Here is a 17,229-nt window from a genome sequence, read left to right on the forward strand (position 1 = left end):
AAAAAAGTGGCTGCATCTTTTTTGATGCAGCCACTTCATATGCTGTAAACCAGCCGGGGTGGTCAATAAACGCCTTCGTTAACGCTTGATCACCTTGAACGTTGTCGCCTGCCGTTCATTCTCTAACTTCAGCAGGTACATCCCTACCGGCACGCTCCCAATATTCTGGCTGATCCGTGTCTGCCCTTTCACATTCCATCTGCGGATCACCTTTCCCTGCATATCCACCAGCGAAAGTATTTTATACACCGGCTCTTTCACCTGCAGTGTGATCTGCCCGTTGGTAGGATTGGGATACAACGTTACGTTGTTCTTGTCCGCCGTTTCCACTACCGGTTTTAATTGGCTGTAAGCCGCCATCATAGCCTGCGATACGGCAGGGCTATCGGGTGGTGCCACCGCACAGTTGCTGATGCTGAACCAGTTGAATTTGAAATTACCGGATTGCACGTGGATGCCGGTATAGCTCAGCGCCGGCAACGTGATGGTGTCTGTTATCGTCTGCCATTTACCACCGGTGTTCGGAATATCATACACGCCAAAGTTATAGCCGCTATGGCCTACCCACAGCTTGGAGGCTACGGTGGATGATACGCGGAAGCTGATGGTGTAACGGCCTGCCACGGGCACTACGAGCGTGCTGTAGGCAAACCAGTCATTCGTCCACAGGTTCGTGTAGTCTTTGCCACCCCCCACATCCGTACAGTTTTCCAGGTACGGGTTGGAAGACTTGTTAGAGGCGCTTTCCGCTTCATATTTATGGTCTACTGTACAAGTATAAGCCGTGGTCACTACCGCGCTGGCACTGATGGCGCCTTGTGATACGGTGACACTGTCTGTGCCCGGGGTGCTGCCGGCGGTGAAAACACCGGTGTTCGAGATCGTATTACCAGCATTGTCTACTGTCCACACGGGCGTGAATGCCAATACGCTGTCACGCTGGTCGTAACCAATGGCGGTGAACTGCTGGGAGGCACCTACCGGCACAGTTACAGTATCTGGCGCCAGCGTAATGCGGGTCAGCACCGGCAGTGCGGTCACATGTGCGGTAGCCGTATCGGTGATGCCGGCTTCTGTAGCGGTGATCGTAAAATTGCCGGGCGCGGTGGCGGTAAATGCGCCGGTGCTGCTGATGCTGGCGCCCGTGCCGGATACAGACCATGTGGGGGATACGATGAACACACTGCTATCCTGTCCGCGGCCACTGGCGGTGAACTGTTGTATATCCCCGGTGTGCAGGTTCACCGTGGCGGGTTGTACATCCAGTTGTGCCAGTGTAATGGAGTCTGCGCGCACAAAGCGCAGCCAGTTGAAGTTCCAGCCATCTTTGTTGGCCTGTATGCGGATGGTTTTGTTGCCTGCCGGTAATTGGATGGGCAGGGAGGTCACCGTTTCCCAGTTCTGCCATCCGCCGCTGGCGGGCAGTGCCACGGTTTGCAGGGTTACAGCATCCATCATGATGTTGAGGCTCGACAAGCTGTTGGCCGCCACGCGGAACTGGATGCGATAGGCACCGCTATCCGGTACGGCGATGTCGTACTCGAACCAGGTGCCGGTGCCAATGTAGCTTACATCTGCACCACCGCCCACATCGGCCGTGGTTTCTGTGCAACAGGCATTGCTGTTACCAAATTGTTCGGCTTCAATTTTTGCGGGAATGGGTTTGTACGTCGCGGTCCTGGGCGTGGCATAGGCCACGGCAGTTTTGGTTACGCCGTTCACCGTGGCGGTGGCAGTGATGGTGGCGCTGTCATGCAGCGTGGCCAGGCCTGTTGTCGTAATGCTGTTGCCCGTTCCGGTAATGCTCCATACCGGTGTGATGTTCATGGGAAAGCCGTTCTGATCCAGCGCTTTGGCGGTATACTGCTGGGTAATGCCCGGCAGGAAAGAGATCGTGGCGGGTGTGAGGGTTACGGTATCCAGCACCGGCGTGCCCAGGCCTTTCTGGTAAACATGCACATAGTCTACCAGCATACTGTCTGGCCAGTCTGCATCCACGATGGTGCCGCCCATACCGCCACCTATGGAGATATTCAGGATCAGGAAAAACTTCTGGTCAAAGGGCCAGTCTTTCCAGTCGGTATGGGGGTTCGGGTAGGTGAGCACGTGGAGGTTGTCGTACCTGAATTCAATGGAATCGGCATTCCATTCCATGCTGTATACGTGGTACACCGTATCTACATCGGGTATTACTTTGGATGCGGACACCTGGCCCCCGTTGGTCCAGTTGCGGTTTTGGGTATGCACGGTGGATAACACTGTACCGAAGTTGTTGCCTACATGTTCCATTATATCCAGTTCCCCGCTCTTGGGCCAGGCGCCATATGCGCTGGTGGTGGGCATCAGCCAGATGGCCGGCCACGAGCCGCGTGCGCGGGGCAGCCTGGCCCTTACATCTACTTTGCCATATTGGAAATCCACTTTGTTCTGCGTGATCAGGCGGGCGGAAGACCATGGCTCAGTGGTAGTTCCATTGGGATAATCCTTTTTACCGGTGATCACCAGGTGGCCATTTCTTACGCGGGCATTGTCATGCGTGGCGTCGGTGTACACCTCCTGCTCCCCATTGATCCATCCTTTGGGCTGTGGGTCTATTTTCCATTTATTCACATCCGGCACACCGTCTATGCTGAATTCCTCATCAAAGATCATGGTCCAGTTAGGGTTCCCCTGGAACACTACGTTCCCTCTTGCCGTATAGGCGCTGGCGTTAGCACTGTCCAGTTCCTGGCCGGCGATGGTGAGTTTCAGGATGGCCCTCGAATAATTAACGGGTGAATTGCCGCTTAAGGAAAGTAGGGCCGTAGTGTCATTTACCCGCGTCACATGGCTGATGCTTACGCCGGAGGGTAGGTTGGTGGCCGTCCAGCCGGCAGGGTGCAGGGTATCGGCAAACGAGCCTCCATGTACCGTAGCGGTAAGCACGGCGCCGTTTTCCTGGCCCATGGCTATGCTGGTATCTTTGAGGGTAATGGCAGTAGGATTGGGCCCTTCTACCAGGTCAAAGTACAGGATGCCATTGGCTTTTTTGCCATCAATGAAATGCACCTCTATGCGGTTAAAATTGGTCCGCGTTTTCACGCTGGAGAAGTCGTACGTGGCTTGCTCCCATGTGTTGATGTGACTTGCCTTGTAGGTAAAGTACACCGCGGTGGCGTAGTCGTTGTTGTGCTGCAGTTTGAACATGATCTCATCCTGGGTGCTGGCATACACCAGCATGCGGAACTTACTGTTGGTAGAGAGATCAAAGGAATCAGAGAGGGTACAACCTGCGGTCATGTACTCAAAGCAGGTGGTGTCTTTGGTGAATTTGGCCACCAGCGGGCTGGTATTAAGGCCGGAAGGATTGGGATTGGCCACGCCAAATTGTACTTTGCCGGTTGCATTGTCGCCGGCATAGTAAGTCCATCTGCTGGAGCAGGGCCCGTGGCCTTCCATGTCATCGAGCAGGAGGTATTGTGCCTGCAGCCTGCCACATACGAGCACGCCGAGGAGCAACACAAAAAGTGTAGCGATGTTTTTCATAACGTTTCGTTTATCAGGATGAAGAAAAGCCAGCGCAGTGGGTGACTGCGCTGGCAGGTTATTATGGATAAATGGATGTTTGCATGGGGATACTGTTGTAAAGAAAGTTTATGCTACAGGTTTGGGTTCACGGCGGCGTCTACACCGGGTACGGGCATCCAGTAGTCCGCCTGGGTAATGGTACCATTGGGCTGCAGGTCTGCGGGGTCTTTGTCCGCATTGGCGGCAGCCACCAGGTCCAGTCTCACGAGGTCAAACCAGCGGTTCCATTCACCGGCAAATTCCCAGGCCCTTTCCTGCACCACGGCGGCTGCAAAATCGGCGCCGGACAGGCCTTTGGGGAGATCTGCAAGGCCGGCACGCTGGCGCACTGCATTCACGGCAGCATAGGCCTCATCACTGGGTGTACCGGTGGCCCTGGCCTGTGCTTCCGCATAAATGAGCAGCACGTGCGCATAGCGCAGCATGATCACCGGGTTGTTAGACATATAAGTGGCTTTGTCGCCGGCCTGCTGTATGGTGAACTTTTTATAGTAGGGATGCTTGGTAGTAGTAGACTGCCAGGGAATGGTGTTGCCATTCACTACAAATTCCGTGGAGAATGTATCATCCTTGCGCGGGCCAGCCGGGAAGTTGTTAAAGAACTTCAGTTCCGGGAAAAAGTCGCTCCAGCCACCCTGGTCTTCCGGCATGGTAGACAGGCCGTAGAAAGAGTTATAGGTAGACCATTGCCCGCGGGTGAACAGTGCAAATACATCTTCCACCGTACCGCCTACAAAGATCTTCAGGAAGCCGCCCTGGTACAGGTCAAAGCCGTAGGCGCCCTTGTTATCGATCACCTCTTTGGCCTTGGCGGCGGCCAGTGCATACTTTGAGTTGTCTTTCAGGGGCCAGCCGGCTTCTGTGAGGTACACATCTGCCAGCAGCGCTTTCACGGAGCCTTTGTTGGGCCGTCCCGGATCGCGTTTGGTGTTGGGTACCCATTCTTCCGCGTGGGCCAGGTCTGCTTCTATCAGCTTATAAATATCGGCAGGCTGGCTTTTGGTGAGGTGCAGGTAATCCGGTGAATAGATCTCAGACGGGATGATGGGCACCGGGCCCCACAGGCGGGTGAGCCAGTAGTAGCAAAGCGCGCGCAGGAAATAGGCTTCACCCACAATGGTATGGATAGTGGTTTCCGTACCATCCTGCACCTGGTCATAATTGTTGATGATATTTGTAGTGGACTGGATGGTTTTGTAACAACCCAGCCAGATGGGCGTCATCCTGCTGTTGAGCGAGGTAACATTAAAGCGGTCAAACTCGCGGAACTCTTCTTTGTTGGAGCCGGGATGCGTGGTAAGGTCATCGCCTCCCATGGTCATGGCTATCTGTGACACGGTGGTAAAGCCGCTGGTCCAGGGCACCATCAGGCTGCCGTAAGCACCGGTGAGGGCAGATTCCAGGCCGGCCTGGCTGCTCAATGCAGCATCACCGCCCACCAGTCCTTTAGGATGTTCCGTAAGCTCCTGTTTACAGCCAGCTGCCAGGAGCAGGCAAACCACCAGGTATATCTTTTTCATGTAAGGTCGTTTAGTCGTTTGCGTTATAGTTTAAAAACTGAGGGTGAGGCCACCGGTAAAGGTCTTTACATTCGGGTAGCTGCCAAAGTCAATGCCCTGGCGGATATCACCGTCAGATGAATTGGACTCGGGATCAATGCCGCTGTAACCGGTAAGTGTAAACAGGTTGGTGGCGCTTACAAATACCTTGATGGCCATGATGTTCTTCAGTTTGGATTTAGGGATGTCATAGGACAGGCTCACGTTCTTAAGCCGCACGAAATCTGCTTTTTCCAGGAAGCGGGTGCTCTGGGTAAAGTTGCGGTTAGTGCTGCTGAAGGCAGGAATATCGGAGGTTTCATTCACCCCGGGGATGTAGCGGTTCTTGATGTCTACCAGTGTTGCTTCGCGTGCATCGCCACCGTAGTACATGGCTGCCGCCTTGTTGTAGTTCAGGCGGTCAAAGCCCATGAGGCCCTGGAACAGCAGGTTCAGGGTAAACGCCTTGTAGGTAAAGGTGTTGTTCCAGCCAAGGGAAGTAGTGGGGATACCACATCCTATCACCCCATAATCGTTTGCATCTATGAGCCCGTCATCGTTCACATCCAGGTAGCGGGAGTCACCGGGCTTGGCGCCGTAGGTAGCGGCTTTGCCATCACCGGGCTTCCAGGTGCCCAGGTAAGTGAGGCCCCAGATGGAGCCGAGGGATTTGCCCGGCATTACTACAAACTCGGACTGGGGCGACATACCACCACCTATTTTACGCGTGTTCGGATCAAAGATCATGGTCCTGTTGTCACCGATGTACTTAACGCGGTTCCTGTTGAAAGACACGTTCAGCGAGGATTTCCAGCTGAAGTTGTTATGGGTGATCACGTCTCCCTCGATGGAAAATTCCCAGCCTTTGTTCTGCACTGTGCCCACGTTGCGGGTAATGCTGTTGCCGCCCAGGTAAAGGGGAAGTGTCTCCGTGAGCAGCAGGTCACGGGTATCTTTTACAAAATAGTCAGCAGTGATATTCACCCGGTCCCTGAACAGGCCGATGTCAATGCCTGCATCTTTCTGTTCGGTAGCTTCCCATTTCAGGTCCGGATTGCCAATGTTGTTGAGAATAATCCCGTTTTGGAAAGTGGAGCTGGTGAAAGAGGCAATACGGTTGGAATAGGAAGAAAAAGTACTGTAAGCGCTCACGGCCTGGTTACCGGTAAGGCCCCAGCTGCCACGCAGTTTCAGCATGCTGATGGCCGGTAAGTTTTCCATGAAAGGCTCGTTGGAGATCACCCAGCCTACAGATACGGAGGGGAAATAGCCAAACTTATTGCTGCCCTGGAAGCGGGAAGAACCATCGCGGCGGATCGCGGCAGAAATGAGGTACTTGTCTTTATATCCATAATTCACGCGGCCTACCAGGGAAAACAGGCTGGCCTTGGAATAGCCGGAAGCCGGGCTGCCGGGTGTGCCCAGCGCCAGGTTATTCCATTGGAAATTTTCATAGGTAAGGTTAGACGCGCCGGCAGCTGCATATTCCAGGGACGACTGCTGGTATTCCGTTACCGCTGTGATATCCAGGCTGTGCACATCTTGGAACAGGTGGTGGTAGTTCAGCGTGTTGGTGTTTTGCAGGCGTAGTTCTTTGTTGGAGCGCACACTGGCGGTGGAAGTACCGGAATTGGTGGTCTTACCGCCAAAGGATTTATTCGTGTATTCGTTATAGTTACCCCCGTACTGTACGTTCAGGCTCAGGCCATCCAGGATGTTGAAGCGGAAACCGCCTATCAGGTTGGCCAGCATGCGGTCTGTAACTGCCAGCCGGTCCGTGGTAAGGGCCACCGGGTTGTAGAAGATGGAGCCCACCGGGTCGGAAACGGTGTACTTGCCGTTAGCCTGGTATACCGGTACCGTGGGAGACCACGTGATAGCCTGTGCCAATGGGCTGCTGGCGCCATCGGCGGGAATATCCGTGTTTTGAGAAGTGCTGTAAGAGCCGGTGATGTTCAGGAAGGTGGATACCCATTTGGAAAGGTTGGCGTTGATGTTGGAACGCAGCGTGTAGCGTTTGTAGAAAGAATTTTGGATCACACCATCCTGGTCCAGGTAGTCACCGGAAATAAAGTAGCCGGATTTGTCCGTGCCGCCGGAAAGGCTCAGCTGGTACTCCTGTGCGGGCGCGGTGCGGAAGATCTCATTCTGCCAGTTGGTGCCGCCATTGGCGCGGTATTGGGCTATCTGCGCGTCCGTAAAAGGTTTGGTGGTGCCCACGGCGGTGGCATGTGCATTGGCCGTTTCGGCATAGTCGCCGGCGTCCAGCAGGTCCAGTTTTTTGATCACGGTAGAAGAGGAGAGACGGCTGGTGAAATCCACTTTCACCGCCCCTTTGCCGCCTTTTTTGGTAGTAACGATGATCACACCGTTTGCACCACGGCTACCAAAGATGGCAGTGGCCGAGGCGTCTTTCAGCACATCAATGGAGGCAATGTCATTGGGATTGATGGAAGCAAAGTCTGCCCCCACAAACCCATCCACCACGTATAGGGGGCTGTTGTCGCCGTTGATAGAGTTGGAGCCGCGTATGCGGATGCGCACGGCGCCCCCGGGTGAACCGGCAGAATTGGTCACCTGTACACCGGCGGCCCGGCCTTGCAGTACCTGGTCCAGGCGGTTTACCGGCTGGTCTTTAAAATCCGCTGCGCTTACAGATGAAATGGAATTGGAAAGATCGCCGCGGCGCTGTTCTCCATAACCCACTACCACGAGTTCATTCATTTTGGAGGCCATGGGTTGCAGTACTACCGGCAGGTTACTTTTGCCTGCCACGGCTACTTCCGTTCTGGTATAACCAATGGAAGAAACCACCAGCACCGCGTTGTCATCTGCCACTTTAATGGCGTACTCGCCATTCTCATTGGTCACCACGCCATGGTTGGTACCTTTTACCTGCACGGTTACGCCCGGCAGCGGCTCTCCCTTTTCGTTGGTGATGCGGCCCTTGATCTCCTTGTCCGGCGCTGCATCTGCGGGCGCTGCCTGCCCTTCCTTACGCTTGATGATAATGATCTTATCCGTAATGGTGTAGGTAAGCGGCTGGCCCTGGAAGCAGGCATCCAGCGCATCCTGCAGGGGGGCATCTTTCAGCTGCAGGCTTTGCACTTTCTTGCTGTGCTGCAGTTGCTCATCCGTGTACAGGAAAGTGTAGCCCGTTTGCTGCTGTATCGCTTTAAATACCTTGTCGAGAGATGTATTGCGTTGGGAAAGGGTAACTGTTTGTGAATACCCGGCCGCATGTACCTGCAGCAGGGTAATGGTCATCAAAAGCACCGTTAGTTTCATGATCAGTAACGTTTTGGCTGATAATCGTGGAATCCATCGGGGCCAGGCATAACATCCCCGGCCGCTTTGGGAAAGAAGCGTCAATAGCATACATTTGTATGGTTTGGGTGAAATAATGATAATTGTCTACGCGATTGTGATTACAGGCCCGGACTTCAGCCGGTGCGGTGCAACGCCCCGGCTTTTTTGTGCCTGTATGGCTGGTAAGATTTGGTTTCAGGGACTCATTAGTGCGTGGAATTTTTTATAACGTGGCAGAAAAAAATTGTCAGGGCGATACGATCAGTTGCTTCCCTTTGATCTCAAAATGTACTTCCCCGGTCAGTTCCATCATTTTTAAGACCTGCGATACCGGTACGTTCCTGGGTATGATGCCCCGAAAGTGCGCCAGCACCGGCGCTTTGTATACAACGTCCACATCGTACCAGCGCGAAATGAGGCGCATGGCGGATTGTATGTCATTGCCCGCCAGTTGCAGGTAGCCATTTTTCCAGGCGGTAGCTTCTTCTGTGTTTACTTCTTCTATAGTAAGATGGCCGGCCGTTTTGTCCAGCAGCGCGCCCTGCCCCGGGTGTAGCTGCTTGTTATTGTCATGGCTGCTTACCCGCACGGCGCCTTCCAGCAGCGTGGTGCGCACCTCCGGCTCATCTTCATACGCCATGATGTTAAAGTGGGTTCCCAGCACCGCTACATCCATGCTATCTGCACCGGTCAGCACATTTACATGAAAGGGATGGTTGGCATTGCCGGCTACTTCAAAATAGGCTTCGCCCTGCAGGGTTACCCGCCGTTCCGTACCGGTAAAGGCAACGGGGTATTGCAGGGTACTGGCGGCATTGAGCCATACTTGGGTGCCATCGGGCAGTGTTACCTGGAACTGGCCACCACGGGGCGTGCGCAAGGTGTTGAAGGGCGCGGGGGCGTTGTTGTTGCCAGTTTGCCGGTAGGTCAGTTGTCCGGCGCCGGGGCTCACCACCTGGGTATTGCCCTGCCGGGGCAGCGTGCTGCCACCGGTGCTGTCCAGCGGCACCTGCGTACCGTCTGCCAGCGTAAGCATGGCGCGGTTGCCACCGGGGGCCACATCCTGCACCGCTGTTACCGGCGCCATGGCCACCGGTTTGGAAGCTGGTTTGCGCAGCAGCCAATAACCGCCGCCCACTACCAGCAAACCCGCTACCACAGCGGCTACCAGGCGGGTGCGATGGTGTAGCGGGATTATTTTGGCGGGTGGCGCCGTGATGCCGGCCGGGTGGTCTGCCGCCAGGATACTGCCGGCTACCTGGTCCCAGCGGGCTTCATCATAGGCATCCGTTGCGGCAGGCAGGATATTGCGCAGCAATATTTCTACCTGTTGCGCCGTGGCGCCGGTCATATCTTCCGCTACGAGGTCTGATAATTCCTGTAATTCCAGGGGAGTGGCATTACCGTGCAACACCTGTTGTACCAGGTATGCTAAGCGATCTTGAGTGGACAATCTGTTTATCTTTTAAATGACGAGATCAGTATGAACGTGGATATCTTAACGTGGACCTGCGCCGGCACAAAAAAAGCCCGCGTCTATGAGAACAGACGCGCTGCAAAACATTTAGGACCTATCGTCCCCAAATTTTTTTTTAAGGCCACAGCCAGGCGGCCAGCAACACGGAAACGAGGTGGCCGGCCGCTTCGAGGTGCTTGCGGATGAACTGGAGGGAACGGACCAGGGAATTTTTGACCGTGTTGGGTGAAAGGCCTAACCGGGCGGCTATTTCAGGGATCTTCAGCCCGCGCTCGCGGCTGAGCAGGTAAATGCGTTTGGCCTGGGGCGGCAGCATGCTGATGGCATCGCCCACTGCTTTGGCCATGGCGGTGTAGGCCACGGCGTCTTCCGTCGTGTTGGCATCGGCGCCGGAGGGTCCGTCTGCCAGCACATGCAGGGCTTTGTGATGCACGGCCTGCTTACGGAGGAAAGAGAATGACTGGTTGAAAACAATGCGCAGCAGCCAGGCGCGCGGGCTTTCTATGGCGGGCAACTGGTCCCGGTTGATCCATAAACGCAAAAAGGTTTCCTGGATAATATCGTCAGTAACGGCGGCGGTACGGGTGAGATGGAGCACCAGCGGGCGCAGCTCGGGCACGTAGCGGTGAAAGAGCTGCCGGAAGGCAGTTTCATCGCCCCCGGCAATCTGGTGGAATAGGTCTTTATCGTCAAGTAAGCCCGCGTGCATGATAGATAGCCTCACTAAAGTAGGAAAATTTCATTACCGGTTCGCATTTTCCACTTTAATGGTAACGTACTCATTCCCTGTACTCCTTCCGTATCCCCAATTTTTTCATCCTTGTTTTCAAGGTAGATGGCGGCAGGTTCAGGATCTCCGCAGCCGCACCTTGTCCCCACACCCTGCCGTTGCATTTGCGCAGCACCGCAATAATGTAATCCCGCTCGTTTTCCTGGATGGTCTTCATCCGCGAGGGCTCCATGCCACCAGGGGCGCTGGTTTCATATGGGTGGGGCAGCGCCACATCTTCGATCACCGTGCCCTTTGCCAGCAGCACATGCCGCTCTACCAGGTGCTCCAGTTCCCGGATATTCCCCGGCCAGTGATAGGCCAGCATTTTTTTAAGCGCATGCGCAGAGAAGCCGGTGATCTTTTTGCCTGTTTTGCGGTTGTATTGTGCAATGAAATGCTGTGCCAGCGCAGGAATATCCTCGTACCGCTGGCGCAGGGGGGGCAGCGTTACCGGGAATACATTCAGCCGGTAATAAAGATCCAGGCGGAAGCGCCCCTCGGCCACTTCTTTTTCCAGGTTCTTATTGGTAGCCGCAATAATGCGCACATCAATGCGGATGGTATCTGTACCACCCACTCTTTCAATTTCTTTCTCCTGCAGCACCCGCAATAATTTTGCCTGCAGTTCCAGCGGCATTTCCCCTATTTCGTCCAGGAAGATGGTCCCTTTGTCTGCCTTTTCAAACTTACCTGTGCGCTTTTCACTGGCGCCGGTAAAGGCGCCTCTTTCATGACCAAAAAGTTCTGACTCGATCAGGCTTGCCGGCAGGGCGGCGCAGTTCACTTTGATGAATGGCTTTCCCTGCCTGGGTGATAAGGCGTGTATGCAGTCTGCGATCTTTTCCTTGCCGGTGCCGCTTTCCCCCAGCAGTATCACCGAGGTGTCTGTGGGCGCCACCTGTGATACATGGTCCACCACACCCAGCATGGCCGCGCTATGGCCTACCATGCCTTCAAAACCTTTTGCCTCCGTGGGTGCTGTTATCGCAACAGTGGCCTTTGATGCACCGGTAACTGCACCGGACAAATGTTTTTCAATACCTTTTTGCAGTGCATCCTGTACCCGGGTTAACAATGAAACATGATCATTGTGATAAGCATCCGGCTTGCGGCTGTACAGGTCCAGGGTAAAGGATTTACCGCCTGCCAGTTGCACGGGTATGGTGAAAAGTGAATGCATGTTGAAGGTGCCCGTTAATAACCGGTGTAATGGAGCAGTTTCATAAACGGCAGGCAGCGCACCTGCATTGTAAAAAGCGGGCAGGGCTGCGCTGTCTTGTGCATGCCGCCGGGCTTCCGGTGTTTTACCGGTGATGTTGTGAAGGGCCGTTGCATCTATTTTTTGATATTCATTGAGGCCCACACGCAAATAGCTGATCCACGGCAATCGCAACCGGGTAGCATCATCCGGGCTGGCCACCAGGTAATCAAACGGTATACCCGGTTGAAGGGTAGTGGTGAGATCGAGCATTTTTTGCTCCCAGCCGGCAGTGCTGGCCAGGATGCGGGCAATGTTTTGCTGCGTGGTAGCTTCTTTCCGGTGTTGGGTTTCAACGCTGTGCTCATGGCGGTACCTGGCAATTTCCAGCATCACCAGCAGGTCTTTTTCGCGCACGGGTTTTACCAGGAAGCCGTAAGGTTGCGTAGCTTTTGCTGCATGCAGGATCTCTTCGTTGGAATTGGCAGACAGGTATACGAAAGGCAGATGGTCTTCCGCCAGTTGCCTGGCCAGGTCTATACCTGTTTGCCGGCCCTTGAGCAGGATATCCAGTAACACAAAGTGAGGACGGTCTTTGCGGATCATTTCCTGCGCTTCTGTAACGGTGCGTGCTGTGCCTGTTACAGTGTATCCTCCCTTTGTCAGCATGAGACGGAAATAATCCGCTTCTACAAACTGGTCTTCTACAATGAGAATTTTCTGTTTCATATCAGGTTAGTTAAATCAGCGGTGGCGGAATAAGATGCATCGCTGGTAGTAAAATGATAAGGGAAGGCAACCTGGATCTCCGTGCCCCCGTTACTGTGTATAGAAAGGTGCCCGTCCATATCACCGGTAAGGCCCTGCATCAGCCGCATGCCCATAGACGATACGTGGTCCTGGTCAAAATTTGCCGGGAGGCCTACGCCGTTGTCTTTGATCAGCAATACCAGTTCATGGTCCCGGTTCCTTTTAAGGGTGATGGTAATAATGCCTGCCCGGCTGCCGGGGAATGCGTATTTGATGGCGTTGGTAACGGCTTCATTCAGCAGGAGGCCAAGGGGGATAGAATGTGCGATGTCCAGTTCCACCGGTGCTACCTGCAGGTTAAACTGGATGACCGGTTTGATGTTGAAGCTGTCCCGCAGGTAGCTCACCAGTTCGGGAATGTACTCCGCCATGTTGATGGCAGATAATTTTTCTGTTTGATACAGTTTCTGGTGAATGAGTGACATGGCCTGCACCCGGTGCTGACTGTCGGAAAGAGCGTTTACGGCCTCTTCGCTTTTCAGGTAGCCGGATTGTGTGCCCAGGAGGCCTTGCACGATCTGGAAGTTATTCTTCACCCGGTGATGGATCTCTTTTACCAGCCATTCTTTTTCCGCCACCAGTTTTTGCAGGGAAAGGTTGTTCTTTTCTATCTCTTTCTGTTGCACGCGCAGTTGCTGGTTGGTGCGCTGTTTTAACCTGGAATAATTGATCAGCAGCCCGGTGATGATGATCAGCAGCAGGATCACACCCAGGATCCAGTTGCGCGTTTGGTTGGCCCTCACCAGTTCACTGCTTTGTACTTTGGCTTTCTGATTCAGCAGTTCAATGTTCTTTTCTTTCAATAAAATATCCTGGTCCTTTTTATTGGTTTCATAGAGCACATTCATCTGTGCAATATGATGGGTTTTTTCCTTGTTGAAAATAGAGTCCTTCAAAATAGCATACCGGTGGAAATGGCGGAAGGCATCCCGGAAATCCCCTACTGCGGAGTCCAGGCGTACCCATGCTATCTGGTTGGCGGCAAGTTGTATCAAAGTAGAATTTGTGGATAGCAGTTTTTCATCTGCCTCCAGGTACTGGCGGGCCAGCGCATGCTGCCCGCTTGCCAGCAGGTAGTCAATTTCCGCACCGTACACGCTCCGGGCCGCGTCATTTTCCAGTGTACGGCCTTTGGTGAGTTGTTGCAGCCGGTTAAACTGCCGTTGTGCATTCGGTATGTCTTTCAGCACACTGTAGTTGGCAAGAAAACTGGTAGTGTAAAGCACCAGGTAGGGCGTGTCTGCATTTGGGTATTTCCGCAGGATGTTGCCCAGGTGCTGGTTGCACTCCATGTACTTCCGCTGGCGGATCAGGTTATTGCCATAATTGAAGCCGATGAGATAAATGTCGTTGTAAGATTTATACTTTTCCGCTACCGCCAGCGCTTTTGCATAATAGCTGGCGGAAGTAACATATTCGTTGAGATAATAATAAGTGATGCCGAGGTGGTTGTAAACGGTGCATACCTGGAGGGTGGTATCATGGGCCTTCTCCGCAGCCTGGATAGCCAGCAGCCCGTATTGTACTGCGTCGTTGAGGTTACCGAGGCTGCAGGAAACATCGCCCATCAGGTCATACATGCGCTCCAGGTCCTGGGCGTTGATAGACTGGTAGAGTTTCAACGCCTGCTTCAATTCCACCAGGGACTGTGCATAGTCGCCGTAGATCTGCCGTGCATCAGCCAGTTCCCGCAGTGCGTCTGCTTCCTTGCGGATATTGCCTGCTGCATGAAAAGCCGCAACAGATTTTTCGATGTAGCGCATCTTCTCGGGGTATTGCTGCTCTGAAATGTTGTAGTAGCCAGACATTTCCCAATAGGCAAAGCCAAGGTCCGTGAGCAGCCGTGCGTCTGCAAATACTTGGATGGCATGGGCCACATATGCTTTCGCTTTGTCCCTTTGCTGCGCTTTAGATAAAGCTTTTGAGATCGCCATATCACTGTTGCCGGTGCCGGCTGCATCTTTGTGTGTGGCGGCAATGGCGGCTGCCTGTTGTGCGAGCAGCAAGGCGCTGTCTATGCCTGCTTTGTCATCCCGGTGCAGGTAATAATCATCGCTTTGCTGCAGCAGGCGGTTTATGGTGGTGGTATCGTTGGTAAGGTGTAATTGGCCGTGGGCACGCGAATGCAGGCCAGCTACAAAGATCAGCGCTATCAGTAGCCTACGCATGAGGTGTGTTTTTTAATCAATGCTCTTCAGTGCCATGAGAATTGGGGAGAGCCGGTGCCGGCGGATTAAAGATACATATTCCACCCAGCGTTTACAGGAAATTTTTGGCATTCACGAAATGTCACGATCCTGCCACCGCCACCGCGGTATGCCGCGGTAACAACGTTGCTGTTTTTTTTATCCGGCTCGTTATCAATGGATTGTATTGCTGGCATTTGCGTTGCCTGCATTGGTGCATTAATCACTGCCATGAGAACGAATCAAACCACTACAGTGCTGTTTATTACCGGCGCTTTTGTGCATCACAGTTGCTGGGATGCATGGAGAACTTACTTTGAAGGCAAAGGCTACACTACCCTGGCGCCGCCATGGCCCCACAAAGAAGGCAGTGCGGAGATGCTGCGCAACAGTCACCCTAATGCAGATATAGCCGCTAACCGCCTGGCGCCACTGACGGAGTATTATGCCGGTATTGCAAAGGGACTGCCGGAAAAGCCCATCCTGGTGGGTCATTCCATCGGTGGGCTCATCGTGCAGCTGCTGCTGCAGCGTGGGCTGGGAGCCGCGGGTGTGGCCATTCATTCCGTGCCGCCACAAGGCATTATTACGTTCAAATTCTCATTCCTGAAAGCAGGCTGGGGGCCACTCGGGTTTTTCACCGCTACCAGTAAGTCTTTCATGATGTCGTTCCACCAATGGAAGTATGCGTTTACGAACGGGATGGACTGCGATGCACAAAAGGATGCGTATTACCAGTACGCCATTCCTGAATCGAAGCTGATCGTGCGCGATACCATTACCAGTGCGGCACACGTTGATTTTAAACAGCCACATGCCCCATTGCTGCTCACTTCCGGCACTACAGACCATACCATACCGGCATCGCTCAATTATGCCAACTACCGGAAATATGCAAAGGGCCAGTCCGTGACGGACTATAAAGCATTTGAAGGCCGGAACCATTTTGTGCTGGGCCAGGCTACCTGGAAAGAAGACGCGGACTATATCATTGCCTGGCTGGAAAAATTATAACGGAACATTTTTTAGGATTATAAACACTAAACGCACTCATATGAAAAAACAACATGTCGGAGTTCTCTTTTTGCTGATGATCGTGATGGTATGGGCCAAACAACCGGTACAGGGCCAGTCTGCCCCAAAAGCGGCCAGTACCATCCCCTCCCTGCAACCCGCACCCCCTCCCGGGGGATTTAAACATGCCTATGCGCACGTGAATGGTATCGATATTCACTATGTGGTGGGCGGCTCCGGGGAGCCGCTTGTACTGTTGCATGGCTTTGGACAAAACTGGTACATGTGGGCCCGTCTTATGCCCGAGCTGTCAAAACATTTTACCGTAATAGCGCCAGACCTCCCGGGCGTAGGTGAATCCGGCAAACCGGACACCGGGTACGACAAAAAAACGATGGCCACCTATATCCATGGCCTGGTGCAATCACTCCATTACCAGCATATCAACCTGGCGGGCCATGATATAGGCCTGATGGTAGCTTATGCGTATGCGGCGCAGTTCCCGGATGAAGTGAACAAGCTGGCACTCATGGATGCATTGCTGCCCGGCATAGAGCCGGTATGGAGCCAGGTAAAAGGATCGGCCTGGTGGTTTGGTTTCTTCGCCTGGCCGGCATCCGGTGAGCTGGTAGCCGGCCGCGAAAGGCTTTTCCTGACAAATTTCTGGCCCCAGGTAGCGCACGTGAAAGATCCGTTCACGCCGGCGGAGGTGAATGAGTATGTGCGGGCATATGCCGTGAAAGGTGGCACCACCGGTGCTTTCCATTGGTTTGGCGCGTTTGAACAGGATGCAAAGGATAACCAGGAATTTGCGAAAACAAAACTGAAAATGCCGGTACTGGCCATGGGTGGTGAATATTTTGCGGCGGCGTTCTTAACGGAGCACTGCAAGCTGGTGGCGGAGCATGTGGAAACGGCTGATATTAAAGGCTCCGGCCACTGGGTGGTAGAGGAGAATACAGCAGCGGTGCAGGAAGGCCTGTTACACTTCTTCCTGGAATAAAAAAAGCTGCTGGAGAGCGGCTCTTGTTATGCTGATAGAGGCCGGCCTCATTGATGAATTTAAGCTGGTGGTGCACCCGGCGATGCACCCCGTTCACGCAGGAACAGGGCGCTGCTCCCGTATGGCCTGGCCAATGAGATACAATAATGCCGGATCACATTGACTGGTATGATACATGGCGATCATCCTGCCCTGGTGGTCCCGTAAATAAAAGACTTCCGTGCCATTGAGCACTACGGCTATACGGTAGGCGATGCCTTCTGTTCTGATCTCAACCGGCAGATCGTATTGGGCCCCGTTGAATTCCACATGAATGGGATAGCGTTCTATTTTCATGACGTAACGTATAGAATGT

10 protein-coding genes are annotated in these 17,229 nt (G+C 53.7%); 2 read left to right on the top strand and 8 right to left on the bottom strand.

Annotated features, from left to right (window positions below):
* Positions 1-78: 78 nt before the first annotated feature.
* The 7 genes from DCC81_RS09880 to DCC81_RS09910 all read right to left on the bottom strand — a co-directional run bounded on the left by DCC81_RS09880 (position 79) and on the right by DCC81_RS09910 (position 14,839).
* Positions 79-3,525, bottom strand: coding sequence for a carbohydrate-binding protein (locus DCC81_RS09880; RefSeq protein ID WP_108686363.1), 3,447 nt, complete (start codon positions 3,523-3,525; stop codon positions 79-81).
* A 113-nt stretch (positions 3,526-3,638) separates the two neighbouring features.
* Positions 3,639-5,087: a RagB/SusD family nutrient uptake outer membrane protein gene (locus tag DCC81_RS09885; protein ID WP_108686364.1), complete on the bottom strand. Its 1,449-nt coding sequence runs from the start codon at positions 5,085-5,087 to the stop codon at positions 3,639-3,641.
* A gap of 30 nt (positions 5,088-5,117) precedes the next feature.
* Positions 5,118-8,393: a SusC/RagA family TonB-linked outer membrane protein gene (locus DCC81_RS09890; RefSeq protein WP_165806522.1), complete on the bottom strand. Its 3,276-nt coding sequence runs from the start codon at positions 8,391-8,393 to the stop codon at positions 5,118-5,120.
* 268 nt (positions 8,394-8,661) lie between these two features.
* The gene (locus tag DCC81_RS09895) at positions 8,662-9,867 is read right to left on the bottom strand and encodes a FecR family protein (protein WP_108686366.1); all 1,206 of its coding nucleotides are present in this window, start codon (positions 9,865-9,867) and stop codon (positions 8,662-8,664) included.
* A 139-nt stretch (positions 9,868-10,006) separates the two neighbouring features.
* Positions 10,007-10,600 carry an RNA polymerase sigma factor gene (locus DCC81_RS09900; protein WP_108686367.1) on the bottom strand — a complete coding sequence of 198 codons (594 nt, stop codon included), beginning with the start codon at positions 10,598-10,600 and terminating at the stop codon, positions 10,007-10,009.
* Positions 10,601-10,670: 70 nt separating this feature from the next.
* Positions 10,671-12,590 carry a sigma 54-interacting transcriptional regulator gene (locus DCC81_RS09905; RefSeq protein ID WP_108686368.1) on the bottom strand — a complete coding sequence of 640 codons (1,920 nt, stop codon included), beginning with the start codon at positions 12,588-12,590 and terminating at the stop codon, positions 10,671-10,673.
* On the bottom strand, positions 12,587-14,839 hold the full coding sequence (locus DCC81_RS09910; RefSeq protein WP_108686369.1) for a histidine kinase dimerization/phosphoacceptor domain -containing protein: 2,253 nt from the start codon (positions 14,837-14,839) through the stop codon (positions 12,587-12,589). The genes DCC81_RS09905 and DCC81_RS09910 overlap by 4 nt, the downstream gene beginning before the upstream one ends.
* 249 nt (positions 14,840-15,088) lie before the next feature.
* Between DCC81_RS09910 and DCC81_RS09920 the strand changes: the two genes are divergently transcribed.
* Both DCC81_RS09920 and DCC81_RS09925 read left to right on the top strand, forming a co-directional pair.
* Entirely contained in the window at positions 15,089-15,871 is a 783-nt protein-coding gene (locus DCC81_RS09920; RefSeq protein ID WP_108686371.1) for an alpha/beta hydrolase, read from the top strand.
* A gap of 40 nt (positions 15,872-15,911) precedes the next feature.
* Positions 15,912-16,874: an alpha/beta fold hydrolase gene (locus DCC81_RS09925; RefSeq protein WP_240612945.1), complete on the top strand. Its 963-nt coding sequence runs from the start codon at positions 15,912-15,914 to the stop codon at positions 16,872-16,874.
* 93 nt (positions 16,875-16,967) lie between these two features.
* On the opposite strand, the gene DCC81_RS09930 is transcribed toward DCC81_RS09925, so the two are convergent.
* Positions 16,968-17,210, bottom strand: a complete 243-nt coding sequence (locus DCC81_RS09930; protein WP_108686372.1) for a hypothetical protein — start codon at positions 17,208-17,210, stop codon at positions 16,968-16,970.
* Positions 17,211-17,229: the final 19 nt, after the last annotated feature.

The organism is Chitinophaga parva (genome assembly GCF_003071345.1).
Taxonomy (GTDB): Bacteria; Bacteroidota; Bacteroidia; order Chitinophagales; family Chitinophagaceae; genus Chitinophaga; species Chitinophaga parva.